General features: G+C 41.1%; 10 protein-coding genes and 2 tRNA genes. 2 read left to right on the top strand and 10 right to left on the bottom strand.

The features are described 5' to 3' along the window. The first annotated feature begins 46 nt into the window (after nucleotides 1-46). Nucleotides 47-1,057, top strand: coding sequence for a fimbrial protein (locus EKN56_RS05295; RefSeq protein ID WP_130590851.1), 1,011 nt, complete (start codon nucleotides 47-49; stop codon nucleotides 1,055-1,057). A 163-nt stretch (nucleotides 1,058-1,220) separates the two neighbouring features. Here EKN56_RS05295 and EKN56_RS05290 read toward each other — a convergent pair. Beyond that, a tRNA-Asn gene (locus EKN56_RS05290) sits at nucleotides 1,221-1,296 on the bottom strand. 634 nt (nucleotides 1,297-1,930) lie between these two features. On the opposite strand from EKN56_RS05290, the gene EKN56_RS05285 reads away from it, so the two are divergent. Beyond that, entirely contained in the window at nucleotides 1,931-4,246 is a 2,316-nt protein-coding gene (locus tag EKN56_RS05285; RefSeq protein ID WP_130590850.1) for a bifunctional diguanylate cyclase/phosphodiesterase, read from the top strand. A 39-nt stretch (nucleotides 4,247-4,285) separates the two neighbouring features. On the opposite strand, the gene EKN56_RS05280 is transcribed toward EKN56_RS05285, so the two are convergent. The 9 genes from EKN56_RS05280 to EKN56_RS05240 form a co-directional block, all read right to left on the bottom strand. Beyond that, nucleotides 4,286-4,361: transfer RNA gene (locus EKN56_RS05280), tRNA-Asn, on the bottom strand. 134 nt (nucleotides 4,362-4,495) lie between these two features. Next, nucleotides 4,496-5,050: a DUF3828 domain-containing protein gene (locus EKN56_RS05275; protein ID WP_130590849.1), complete on the bottom strand. Its 555-nt coding sequence runs from the start codon at nucleotides 5,048-5,050 to the stop codon at nucleotides 4,496-4,498. Between the two features lie 771 nt (nucleotides 5,051-5,821). After that, entirely contained in the window at nucleotides 5,822-6,034 is a 213-nt protein-coding gene (gene ydgT / locus EKN56_RS05270) for a transcription modulator YdgT (protein WP_130590848.1), read from the bottom strand. A 208-nt stretch (nucleotides 6,035-6,242) separates the two neighbouring features. Then, entirely contained in the window at nucleotides 6,243-7,397 is a 1,155-nt protein-coding gene (locus EKN56_RS05265) for an iron-containing alcohol dehydrogenase (RefSeq protein WP_130590847.1), read from the bottom strand. Between the two features lie 350 nt (nucleotides 7,398-7,747). Continuing rightward, nucleotides 7,748-9,127, bottom strand: coding sequence for a hypothetical protein (locus EKN56_RS05260; RefSeq protein ID WP_130590846.1), 1,380 nt, complete (start codon nucleotides 9,125-9,127; stop codon nucleotides 7,748-7,750). A 78-nt stretch (nucleotides 9,128-9,205) separates the two neighbouring features. Then, a complete protein-coding gene (gene lpoB, locus EKN56_RS05255; RefSeq protein ID WP_210405336.1) occupies nucleotides 9,206-9,823 on the bottom strand; it encodes a penicillin-binding protein activator LpoB in 618 nt (205 codons plus the stop codon). A gap of 56 nt (nucleotides 9,824-9,879) precedes the next feature. Beyond that, complete coding sequence (locus EKN56_RS05250) at nucleotides 9,880-11,250, bottom strand: COG3014 family protein (protein WP_130590845.1); 1,371 nt, start codon at nucleotides 11,248-11,250, stop codon at nucleotides 9,880-9,882. Between the two features lie 190 nt (nucleotides 11,251-11,440). Then, nucleotides 11,441-12,124, bottom strand: a complete 684-nt coding sequence (locus tag EKN56_RS05245; RefSeq protein WP_130590844.1) for a phospholipase D-like domain-containing protein — start codon at nucleotides 12,122-12,124, stop codon at nucleotides 11,441-11,443. A 308-nt stretch (nucleotides 12,125-12,432) separates the two neighbouring features. After that, on the bottom strand, nucleotides 12,433-13,005 hold the full coding sequence (locus EKN56_RS05240) for a rhomboid family intramembrane serine protease (protein ID WP_130590843.1): 573 nt from the start codon (nucleotides 13,003-13,005) through the stop codon (nucleotides 12,433-12,435). Nucleotides 13,006-13,010: the final 5 nt, after the last annotated feature.

Genomic DNA, 13,010 nt, shown 5'->3' with positions numbered 1-13,010 from the left:
CCAGAGAGATAACGATACATAATAAAGTGTTAAGTGGAATATTAATATGAATCATAATGTTTATTGGCAAAAGGCAATCTATACCCTTTTGTTGCTCATTTCAGGGCTATTGTGTAGTGCAACAGCCAGTGCTGATTGCCTGTTCAATGATACTGGTAGAATTGATGGTACCATCAATTTACCGGCAACTATTTCAGTAAAAAGAAATGTTCAGCCGGGAACGACCATTTGGGATAGTGGTTGGTACAATACTGGTTCAACATCAATCAGATGTAATGAAAGTGGAAATAAGAATCGTATTGGTTATGAGTCCCCAATGACATCCGCTGATGGTTACAGCGGAGTTTATGTTACCAGCAATCCTTCTGTTGGCGTAAGGATAAGCTATTCAAATAACTCAAATACTTCAGGTGCACCTAAAGGGTATTATCCTCAGGTTGATATACCGTTTTCTCCTAATTTTCTTATTGGTACGACTTATACGCCAACATTTATGTATCGCGTAGAGCTGGTAGCAATTGATACTATTCAACCCATAGCCGTTACTATCCCTCAATCAGGACAGTTTGTTTATTATTACAGTAGTTTATTAAGCTCACGGTTTTTTATCGCAGGTACCACGAATATTGCGGTGCAGTCTTTAAGTTGTAATACCACAACGCCTAATGTTCCGGTCTCACTTGGAGACGTTTATGCGGGAACACTTAATCAAATTGGCCCAACAAGCACTGAAAATACCTTTAATGTTGATTTTAACTGTACCGGAAATGAAAGCGCTAAAATTGCGGCAACGTTGGAAGGTGTGCAGAGTACCGATGTGGGTGATGATAGTGTATTGGCATTAACTAATGAAGGTTCACCGGGAGTCGCTAGTGGTCTTGGCGTTCAAATACTTTATAACTCACAGCCATTAAGACTTAATCAGCCAATTGAGCTGGTAAATTCGGCGTTGACCACGGAACGAGTGACATTCAAAACTCGCTATTATCAAACTCTGACAAAAGTGATGCCGGGGCAAGCAAATAGTGTCGCTATTTTGAATGTTACCTATGAGTAACCATGGGTCGTTAATTTTATAAACCAAATTAACCAGGCTGAGGGCAGAAGTAGTCAGTGGAGTTAATTGATTAATGGTGACAGGGATGTGAATTAACGAGTTGTATCGCAGTGATGATAATCAGAAAGCAAAAAGCCCGCTAAAAAGCGGGCTTTTCTAAATATGGCTCCTCTGACTGGACTCGAACCAGTGACATACGGATTAACAGTCCGCCGTTCTACCGACTGAACTACAGAGGAATCGTGTGAACAGGGCGCATGATATCTGCCATTGCTAACACTGTCAACCGCTCAACATGGGAAAATAGCGCGTTTGCTTATACTTCGCCCAAAATGCCAGGTAATCGCTTCTGTTTTAGTCAGTTAGTTCAACTCTTGTTCATATAAATAACGGCAACAGTATCAGTCTTGCTGACATTATCGAACATATTCCTGCTCAGATTATATTTTTTAGATAAATTCTGTATTTAGCATAACTTTAGTCAGAAATAATATAAACTTAAGTTATCTTTAGCTAAAGATATGGTTGTTCACGGATAATGTCAGTTATTGTGTTGGTGTATTCAATATTTTTGATAATCCGTGAGTACTCTGAGTCAGGCAAACAGTAAGTGGTGAAATAGGTGCGGTTATTAAACTCAATCTCTTTAAAACTGATTGTGACATCGCTGTTTTTCTTCATATTAACCATCATGTTTGGTTTAGCCGTCTTTTTACAATACCGCAGTGAAAATCGTATCTTCGATAGCCTTAGCGACAAGCTGATTTCTGCTCATATCGAGTATGTTCACACTAATTTGTTTAATTTCCTGAAGGTACCCATACAGGCGAATGCCTCAGTTGAGATGACAATGCAAGAGCTATTGTCGGGGAGATGGCCAATCTGGATGAGTTTGAATCTCCATTGAAGGCGACTATGCAGCGAGTGTTCCCTTATTCCCCGCAGCTTAGTCTGGTAGCATTCGGTGCAGTGAATGGCGATTATATTGGCGTTAGCCGTGAAACTATTACCGATACTTATACGTTAATTTTAAAAGATAAACGAACTCAGGGTACCCTGAATTTCTATTCAGGTATGGATACCAAAAGTTCAATCATCAAAACCATAGATAAATACGATCCCCGAACTCGTCCCTGGTTCCGTGAGGTGAATACCAGTCGAAAGCCATCCTGGACCAGAGCATATTGGGATCTGGATGCTATCAGAGGCATTAGTATTTCATACAGCAGTCCTGTTTATGATATGGATAATCGCTATGTTGGCGTGGTATCAAGCGATATTAAGTTAAACAGATTTAACCGCTATCTGCAGCAGATCCCTAATTTGGGTAATGGGGTTATTTTTATTGTTAACGATAACAATGAAATTATTTCTCACTCAACAATAGAAAAACCGATTCTCAGACCAGAGAATAATCTGCCAGAACAGGAGCGTGCCCACCTGTTAACGCCAGAAAATAGTGAGAGTGCCATTATTCGCACCATTGCACCTTACTTATCTCATCCAGAACGTAGCAAAATGACCTTAAGTATCGATCGTGAAATCTACTACGGACGGATTGTCTCTTTCGGTAAAGAGTTAGGGTTAAATAACTGGCGTATTGTCGTTGCCATACCTCAAAGTGATTTTGTTGGTCAATTGAGTGATGAAAGAAAAACTACCTTCAGCATGATTTTTGTTATTTTTTTGCTGGGCGTCACTATGGCCTGGTTCATTCTTTCCCGAGTCACTAACCCAATTCAATATGTAGCCAGGCAGGCACGCCTGCTCGCCGGGCAAAAATGGTCTCCGGCACATCAATCTCGCTTTGAATTAAAAGAGATTAAGCAACTGAATGATGCCTTTAATGATATGTCATCGACGCTATCAACGGCATTCTCACGACTGGAGCATCAGGTTTATTATGATTCTGTAACCGGTTTGCTGAGTAAGGAAGGGCTACAGAAACAGCTTCAGGTATTGAGCATTCAGGAGAATGCTACGGTTTGGAAAGGTCTGATATTGCTCAGTCTGGATAATATTAATGCAGTGAATAATAGTCTTGGTTATCAAAAAGGCGAGGCTTTGCTGTGTGAGTTTGTTAAACAACTACAAGCCATTGTTCCTCCCCGGACATTATTAGCCAGAGTTAACGATATTGAGTTTGCCGTTTGTTATCCGGAAGGCTGTGGTTCTGAGAAAGCAGAAGATGAGATCGCCCGTTATGTGCATATTTATATCAACTCCCAAGGATGTGAGAGTGAACATCTATTATTTGCGGGAAATATAGGTTTGGTTAAAGAAGTCTTTGATGACCAAACGTTAGCGGTGATTTTAAGAAATGCCTCTGTTGCCCTGGAAGCAGCGAGAAAAAGAGGGGCTGGCGCTTTTGAAATTTATCGTCCGGAAATGATGAGCCGGGCGGTTGAAAATACTCAGATGCTAGCGGAACTCAATCAGGCCGAGTTAAATCAGGAATTGAGAGTCTATTTCCAACCGATAGTTGATTTACACAATCGCAAGGTTATAGGGGCTGAGGCGCTAATTCGCTGGCAGAGTAAAGCCTATGGCATGGTTCCCCCCTATATATTTATTCCACTGGCAGAAGAGTCGGGTTTAATTTTGTCGATTGGGCGCTGGGTATTGAGAGAATCCTGTCGACAACTGGCATTAAAAATAGCCTCCGGGTGGCCCGCCGATTTTAATATTCATATTAATGTCTCTGTCAGACAACTTTATCAGACTGATTTTTATAATCTTATTGTGGTAACGTTAAATGAATTCCAGTTGTCGGCCGGTAACCTGACGATAGAGTTAACGGAATCTATTTTGCTTGAGAAGGGCACGATTATCAGTGAACAGTTGGGGCGAATACGTGCATTGGGGGTTTCTGTCGCTATTGATGATTTTGGTTCAGGTTTTTCCAGTCTCTCCTATTTGCATCGTTTACAGTTCGACTGCCTGAAAATAGACCGGGATTTTGTTAGCGGTATTCTGGACAGTGCCAGAAACGAGGCAATCATTTCGTCCGTGATTCGCTTAGCGAAAGGGTTGAACGTTCCTCTTATTGCAGAAGGCATTGAAACCAAGGAAGTCGCTGACAGGCTCTATGAATTAGGTTGCCCGAGAGGGCAGGGATACTATTTTGGTCGCCCAATCCCGCTAGATGAATGGCAAACCCCGGGAGCAGAGAAGCAAATACAAAGCTGAAAAGCAAAAGGCCCGCTAAATAGCGGGCCTTTCTAAATATGGCTCCTCTGACTGGACTTGAACCAGTGACATACGGATTAACAGTCCGCCGTTCTACCGACTGAACTACAGAGGAATCGTGTGAACGGGGCGAATCATATCCATCTCTATTCAGGCTGTCAACGCTAAATTACTAACTTCAATTTGAGTGTTCATCAACTGAACAAATTGACGCGATGTTAGACAAAAATGACTGAATAATTCACGTGGTTATTTATCGGATAACACTTTTTTTAAAGTACTTTTAGCAGCAAAATCCCAATTGCCTTTATATACCAGATCGTCAATAACCCAACTATCATTTTGCTTAATCATTTTGATTTCATCAGCCCAGTGAAGAATATCTTTGCCTTGTTCTGTTCGGGTAAAATTAGCCTGTAAAGTCACGTTATTGGCACTGGGTAATACTGGAATAGAGGGGATATCAACAGATGTAGGGCCCTCGAACAGACTGGAGAATAGATCGCCATCGATCAGTGATGGTTTTTCATCAGGATGTTGCTTAATTTCATTCTGCTGTCGTTTTTTGGCATCTTCCAGCGATTGGTAGAGTTCTGTACTTATATAAGGTTTGAATGTAGTCAGTTGCGTATCAGTTGGAAGGCCTGCACTACCGTTAGCAAAGTACTGACTATAAAATTTTTGTGCTGTCATCGCCGGGTCATTAGAGCCATAGTGATGGCTGACGGTTGTTTCGGTCACTACACAACCGGCTAATGAGAAAGTAACTAATACACCGCATATTATTGATAACCAATACTTCATTTATACCTCTCACTTTGTCATTATTCATGCCTTATGACTAGAATATGTCCAGATTAACCCGTTTCAATGATAAGTATAGAAGAGCTTCTTCGGTTTGATACTGGCGATATTAGGTAAATGAGCAATGATATTGGGTCAGTAAACCGTGATTTAATCTAACCGCTTCTTCCCAATAGTAATGACGAAAATGTAGTAGAAAACAATAGTGTTGTAACCGGATTATTGGATGTTGTTCTTTCGAAATACGGTCGACTGGAACAGATTTATCTTTGATAGGTTCAGGTTTATTTAATCAGAGGTAGTAGCGAAGATAGAATAAAATTTATATAAGGTCACTATATAATAGCGGTATTTTTATCAATATACGTTAATAGTTATTTCATGATTAAAATTAAGTGTTGGAGGGTTTCTATCAGGCAATGATATATCTCTTTATATTATGCCTTATATCTATATGTTTTCTTATTATCATGAATATGTAACTTTAAATAAACCTTGTTACATAGTATTTACATATATCTCTTCATATATTGTATTTAATATGTTAGTTACGCGATTGTGAATATATACCAGAACGGCTTGATAAAGTGTACTTATTGGTAGTCCATTAGCTATCTTACGGAGATAGCTAACGCTAAACCATTATCGGGCTTACTAAATACATATAAATTATAAGTGTAAATAAGCACACTTAAGTCTTGGCCAGCTTATGGGCATAGCAAGCCAAATAAAGATAAATAACGAATAGCAATTCTTAATTTATTAAATAAATTATTTGACCTGAGACCAGATAGTTTTAGGTACTTTACCTAAGTCAAATAGTTTACCAGCTACTAATTCTGCACGGCGATGATCGGCAGCACGATACATATTAGCTAATACATTATTATCCACTAAAGAATAATTTAATTTATCATAAAGACGCTCTAAGCTATCGTGATTAGAGCATTTGCGGAACATCATTAAATAATCAATATCGCTCATTATATTTTACTTTAATTGCAGACTGAATTGAATGGTAGCCCAAGCGAGCTAAACTAGCATAAGTGAATGTTACGTTAGGTTATAAACTGCTTGGTGAATAATATTATACCAGAGTATCAACGGCATCATCCCGTTGACGCATATATAATAGTATGTCGGCAGAGAATGAACAAGCGTTTATAGTATTATTATTCTCTGCCGATGAGGGTTAGTAACTTAAACTTAAAATCTTTCGGACTTCAATTACTGAGATATCTTTATGTTCTCCCAGTGGTAATAAATTAAACCTTTTTAAATAGTTAATTGCTTCTTCAATTGCTGATTCAGGGATCCCGTAAGCTCTAAGATAAGTCGGAAGTCCCATATTTTCGAAGAATTGGCGAGTAAGCGTAATAGCACTATTTATACGCTCTTCTTCCGATCCTTCAGTGAGTTGCCATACTCTTTCTGCATATTGTAGTAGTTTTAGCCGTTTATTTTCTCTCTGCACGTCTAATACCGCAGGAAGAAGAATGGCTAATGTTTGAGCATGGTCAAGGCCGTGGTGGATAGTAAAATAGTATCCGATACGATGTGAAGCCCAATCTTGCGGTACACCGACGCCAATAAGACCATTAAGGGCCTGAGTAGCACTCCACATGATGGCCGCTCTGACATCGTAGTTTTCAGGCTCTTTTAGGGCTTTAGGGCCTTCTTCAATCAAGGTTAGCATTAGTCCTTCAGCGTAGCGGTCCTGAACTTTGCCATAGACTGGATAAGTCAAATATTGTTCGGCAACATGAACAAAAGCATCCACCACACCATTTGCCAATTGTTTGGTTGGAAGCGTGTAAGATTTTCTTGGGTCAAGAATAGCAAAGCGTGGGAAAAGTAACGGGTGTTTATGACTTAATTTAGCGTTGAGCGCCGTATTACTAATTACGGCTGTGCCATTCATCTCTGATCCAGTTGCGGGAAGGGTCAATACACATCCAATCGGTAATACTTGCTTTAATGGCGCGTTGCTAATCCACGTTTCCCAGGCATCCCCTTCAAAGTAAACGGCTGCGGCAATAAATTTCGTGCCATCGATGACTGAACCACCGCCAACCGCAATCAGATAATCTATTTTTTCCGCTTTTACAATCTCAACCGCTTTCATTAAGGTATCGTAATGGGGATTCGGTTCGATGCCACCAAACTCAATATATTTTCGTTTTCCCAATGATTGAATCACTTCATCAATGGTGCCGAATCGTTTAGCACTTCCGCCGCCGTAGGTAATAAGTACTTTGGCATCTTCAGGTAATTGAGTACCAAGATCTTTGATACGTTCAGTACCAAACATAATGCGAGTTGGGTTGTAATAATCGAAGTTAAACATATTCAGCACCATTGATTGTTGTCGTCAGTGATATGTTAATTCATATTGAAGCGTTCCATTAAAAAAAACGCATTAAATAACAAATCAAAATAGGTTGAGGCTTCAGGTTATTTAAACAGGATAAAGCTTAATACTGATTTCTTCCTATGTTTAGCAGTAGTTTTGTTTTTAACAAAAGGAATGACATATTGTTATCGATATCCATGTTAAATGCTAATGGACGATTTTAATGTGAAAATATACGGTGAAATAGTCAGAAGGCGTTCACAGACATCAGCGAATAAAAAAGTGATAAAAAAATAGCCAACCCGGAGGTTGGCTATAGATAAGCTATTTGCTATCGGTAACAACTATTTCAGGAATACGCCGCCTGAATCCCCCAGGCGCTGTTCGTTAGCCGCTGGTTTGGCTTTTGCCTTAGGTTTGGTTGACGTTGTCTTTTTGGCGGCAGGGGCTTTATTTTCACTCGGTAATGGCGCTGCTAAACGGGCAACGGCGCCTTTCTCGATAACATCGATCTTACCGCTTTCAACAATACCGTAAGAGATTTTGTCTTTAATGGTAGTGATCAGAATGGTCGCCACTTTCTCTTCAGCTGCACCCAGTACTTCCCCGGTATCCGGATCGACCAGTTGCTCACCTTGAGAATAGATATCAAAACGGTCACCGTCATAGACCATGGCTTCACCACGGTTGATAACGATCTGTCCGTTAGTCACTGCAACTACTTTGGCCGGTGTCAGCTTATTGACAATTTTATCGGCAATAACATCACTGATTTGCTTGCGGGCGGTTTCAATATATCTACCACCTTGTTCGAACACGCTGGAATCAGACCACTGAATACCATGAGTCGCTGCTTCCAATAATGAATAGCGTACGGTCACTTTCGTTCTGTGGGAGCTGCTAACGTCAAACTCGCCGGTTAAATCAACGCTGGTGACTTTAGTTGTGGTTTTTACACCGGCTTCAGTCACATTGATAACCAGAATATAGTCAGCAAGCAGGGCAGTTTGTCCTACGCTGGCGGCGTTATCTGAACGGCCTTCCAGCATTTTCTCTTCTTGAGCAAAAGCTTTTTCGTTGGTAGCACTGCGATCCAGCACGGTAAAACGCTGTGACTGTACGATGCGGTCAGTGATTTCCTGGCGAAGGGTATTCGCAAAGGCAGAACGGCTGCGGTTACCTGTAGTAATAATTGCTAAACGGTCACGTTGAGAAGATGCCTGTGAAGTTTTACGCTCAACTTTATCAACTTCAACAGTCAAGACAACGGTACAGCCTTTAGCATCACAATCACGGGTTTTGACTTTATATCCTTTAACGATACCCGCGCTTTGCGTGTTGATTTGAGCACTCTGACCTGCATTGACGGTAACATCACGATTACTGTTTGCTGCAGCGTTAATGTTGATATTTTCAGTATAAGTACTGTTGCCTTTCTTATTACTCAGAAAGGAATCATCTTTGTTTTGGTCGTCCTGAACGCTGGTACCTTTAACATCACCACTCGCATCACTTTTATCATTGATGCGAACATAGTTTCCAGCACGTTCTGACTGTGTTGAAACGGTCATTCCATTAACCTGACGAACGGCATCAGCCAACGCGGCATCAACTGCTTTTTCGTAGGTTTCACCGTATCCTTGTGCTTCAACGGTTTCAATTTTTGCATAAGCAGCAGATGAAAACGCGAAAAAAGCCACAAGTACCAGGATCCATTTTTTCATTCGGACATCCCTAATGGATTAAGTTGGTTTTGTAATGCTACCGTTCGAAGAAACCAGCAGCATTACGCCATACAATCATTACCAGCTGGCAGTACGGTTGTCGCCACGCTTGATGATTGGATATTCTTTTTCCCAATAGGCTAAACCATCGTCCAGATTGGTCAGGGTTAGCTGGAAATAGTACTCAACCTGTTGAGTACTGGAATTTACACGTTGATTCTGTTGAATGATCTTACCGGTTAAGGAGAAATCAGGAGCGATAACGCGTCCATCTTTCTTCACGGTTTTTTGGTTAACCATTTTTGACTTACGCAACTCACGAACTTTGCGGGTCATTTCATCTTCCGGACCATTAGCGTTAATGGCAGTGGTAACCACGAAACGCCCAGAGTTTAACAGGCTGGTACGAATTTTTTTGGTTAACTGATCGGTATCGATACGCTGATCGGTATCATTCACAATACCGGTTACGGTTAACACATAACGACCACCCTGAGGATGAACCAGCAGGTCAGAACTTAACATGTCATCAACCATATTAGTTGCTGCCATTTCAAAATCTTTGTAATCCAGTCCCATAACAGCAACGCTGTCATTTTTGCTGTCAACGTAGTAGGCGCCTTGTTCAGCACAGCCAACCAGAGAGAAAGCAACAGCCACAGCAAGAAGCGTTTTTTTGTTTAAAATTTTCATCATGAAAGTTCTCAATACAGTTTAATGATTAGAATGATAATTCTGCCTGTAAAACAGGGCTAGATAGCGTTTTTACTGGTTAACAAATTGACCTGTGGAACCGTATTCGCGTTCAACGCCCTTACATAAACCACCACCGGCTGAGGCGTTGCTGGTAAATCTACCTGAATCGCAGCGCCACCTGATGGATTAATCTGAAGCTGCCCATCTTTTGGCCATTTCACATAGGTTACCTGAAACTCGTAGGGTAAGGTATGCCAACTGCGAATATCTGCCTGTGTAGTGACCGCCTGAGCGATGCCAGTAAGAGCACCAAGTAATCTGACAGTCTTATTATCAGAGTTTCTCATCGAAGCCTGTGCGGCGGTTTTCAGTACTGCACGGGTCAACTCTTTGATCAGAATACCGGTAAATTCCGTTTTAAATTCGCCCTGAATAATTTTATCCATATTGGCGAAGGTTTCCGTTTGTCTCCCTCCGTTAACTGAAAGATAAGGATACGCCGGACTACCTGATTCAAGCACTGGTAATGCCATACCGGTATACACGACACGGCTGGTTACCAAAAATAATGGCAGATCGATACGACGTTCTACTTTATGAGCAGCAGTACCATTTTCAAACACAACCCAAACGCCCGGAGCAACTTTACGACCGGCATTAGCAAGGTTGAGATCGGCACGGATCTGCTTGCTACGGGTCAGAGCATAAGCCCGTTTCAGGCTCTCTTTGGCTTTATTCAGATCGGCAGCACTTTCATTATTAATTAAAAAGTACAGACCATGCAGGTAGAGCGACGCCGGATTGATATAACCGTCATAAGGAGCCCATTTAGCGACATCAACGCCTGAATCTCCCAGCCTTTCCATTGCACCAGAGTAAGTTTCGCCGAGGTTATTACTCTTCACGCTGTCTTTTTGCGCATTAATCTCTTTAGAGAAATATTCAGCCGCCCGGCGCTGGCGATCGTCTACCCGGTTCCACTCTACTCGGGCATCATTAAAATTAGCCTGCTGCCAAAAATTTAATGCTTTGTACGTGTTAACCATTACGCGGTCATATACCCTGGGGGTATAACTCATAATGTTATCGTTAACCACCATCGAAGCTGCCTGACTAAATCCGGATGCCGCCAGATTTTGTGTCTCATTTTCTTTAATTAGCGTTTCGCTAGTATCAAAAACTTTGGTTGAACGGTCCAGCTCGGTGTTCATTCGCAATAAAGCGCCGGCTTCAAGGGACCACAATAGCTCAGTGGCAATATCAGCGTCAGAAGAGACGCCTTCTTCCAGTGCAATTTTCTGTGCTAACTCGAGTTGTCCTTGCGAAAGCGAGTAGTCAAAGTTTTGACGTGATGGCGGATTCGAACAGGCAGCCAACGTGAAAACAATACCACTACAAAAAATAAAGCGTTTGATTTTATTATTCATATTATTTCTGTTGTATGGAGAAAGTCACGGGATTGCATAACAGGCATAATTAATCGAAGTGATATGCAATCATTGCGCAGTGTGATACTTCCTGTGTTTCGAAGTATATCTGCCTTTTTATGGGGGGGAAACTGAAAAGCCAGCTCCCAGTTTACCTCTTCCATTCCCCATGTTTTCCCTTGTTTCATCATTAACTAAACCTTTGCCAAAGCCGGTTAAACTCTTGCTGGTAAAAGGCTAAGAGCGTTGGTGAGTCAGTTATAAGAATATTCTCATAGTTATATTGGGATGCGCTTCGGGTCCAGTTAAAACTGCCGTTGAGCAAGTAGCGATTATCAAATATCGAAAACTTGTGATGCATATGGTACGGGCTATTATCCATCACAATTGAAATGCCTTTGCGCTGCAGATATTCAATATCACTGCCATCATCTTCAGATTTTTCATTATCGGTAATTATTCTGATCTGAACCTGACGTTGATGGGCTGCCAGAATGGATTCGGTAATGATATCGTCGGCGATAGTAAACACACAGATATCAACGTTTGATGTGGTTTGAGCCAATATTTCACAGATTTTTTTCCGGCAGGCATCTCCCGGTGAAAAACAGGCTGAAGAGGTTACTTTTTTGCGCTGGTTGGCGATATCAATGGTTTTGATCACCATTTCCAACCATTTTAATACCGGCTGTAGGTTTTCCGGCGCGGTATTTAATTGAGCCCGAACTAAATCAAAAGCACGATTACGCATAAACCCGGATTGCTCCGTATCCAGAACCTGACTTAATTCTCTCAGTTTTACGCGTTCGCCCTGACTTAACGTTAAATCCGCCAGAGTGCTTTCAAGGTAGTGTTCGAGTTCTTTATTATCCATAACCTTTTTTATCCATAAATCAATGAGATAAGCAAATAAGGGTTACTCACAAAAGCTTATGTATTCGAACGAAATTGCGGTGTATTTTAATTATTTTAGTTTCGAACGAGACGCCAGTATAAGGCGCTGATAGTTTGCGGTAATCAGACCGTAAAATAAAGACGTTAATGTCAAAATTGTTAGCTAAAACCAGAAGATTAGTTTTTTTGATGGAAAAGGTATAAGAGTGTGTTGTGATAATACCAGCCCGATAGGACTTTAGGCATATATTCGTCCTGAAATATGGTTTTATTAACCTCTTTATAAGGTTAAGGGGTGTTTGTATTATTGGTAGGAATAAGTTTTCGGGTTAGTAGTGCAAAACAGAGTCCAGCTACAGCCCCTGCAATATGGCCTTCAGTGGAAATATCCGGATCGCCAGGCAACAGACCAGAAGCCAACCCACCGTAATAAAGCAGAATTAATATCGCGTAAACAAAGTCGAGTAGTTTTCTTCGGGTAAATGCGTTTGCCAGCAATAACATCCATAAGCCAAATATCCAGCCGCTGGCACCAATATGAATAGCACTACGGGCAAAAATCCATACCAGTAGCCCGCCGAATAAAATAATAAAAGTGCTGGCAATAGCATAATAACGTACCGAGTGCGTTAATAATAAAGCACTCAATATAAGTAATATGGGTAAGTTACTTAATAAATGTTCCCAATCCCGATGTAAAAAAGGCGAAAATAGAATACCTAATAGCCCCTGAGCTGAGCGGGGGAGAATACCAAAATGGTTCAGAAACCCGCCTGTCAGAGAGTTTACCAGTTGTAAACCAACCAGAATGACAGTTATCAGGCTCAGGATTTTAATCCGCTGTTGTATCCACAGTTTCACTGTTG

The organism is Limnobaculum zhutongyuii (genome assembly GCF_004295645.1).
GTDB classification, from domain to species: Bacteria; Pseudomonadota; Gammaproteobacteria; order Enterobacterales; family Enterobacteriaceae; genus Limnobaculum; species Limnobaculum zhutongyuii.
Note: the sequence above shows the minus strand (reverse complement) of the source record. Positions and strands in the feature narration are given on the sequence as shown.